The organism is Aquimarina mytili, assembly GCF_016735115.1.
Lineage (GTDB): Bacteria > Bacteroidota > Bacteroidia > Flavobacteriales > Flavobacteriaceae > Aquimarina > Aquimarina mytili.
This window is the reverse complement of sequence record NZ_JAERQJ010000042.1, coordinates 1-281: the sequence shown is the minus strand read 5'-3', so window position 1 is coordinate 281 and position 281 is coordinate 1. Positions and strand designations below refer to the sequence as shown.

The following is a 281-nucleotide window of genomic DNA, read 5'->3' as shown; positions in this document are numbered from 1 at the left end:
TACTTAAATCATTTTTTAAACGAATAGCGCTCATTGCGCCCAAGTGCAATAATCTTTTTAGATCTTTATCAGCAAAAGAGGATACTCTTGGTTTTCTAAATATTGATGTTCCCGATATGTTTTCAAAAGGAGCCACACCGACATAACAGGCAAGTTTTCTTGGCTCAGTTATGGTTTTAAATTCATTGGTTTTCACTAACAAATTCCAAGCTAAAACCTTTCCAACTCCTGGGGTAGATACAAGTTGTTTCTGTAACGTTGATAATTTTTGATCTTGCTTT

The 281-nt window shown here is 34.5% G+C and carries 1 protein-coding gene; it reads right to left on the bottom strand.

The annotated features are described in order from the left end of the window. Positions 1–281: transposase (locus JJQ60_RS22455; RefSeq protein WP_201924780.1), on the bottom strand; the 281-nt coding region annotated here is incomplete at both ends.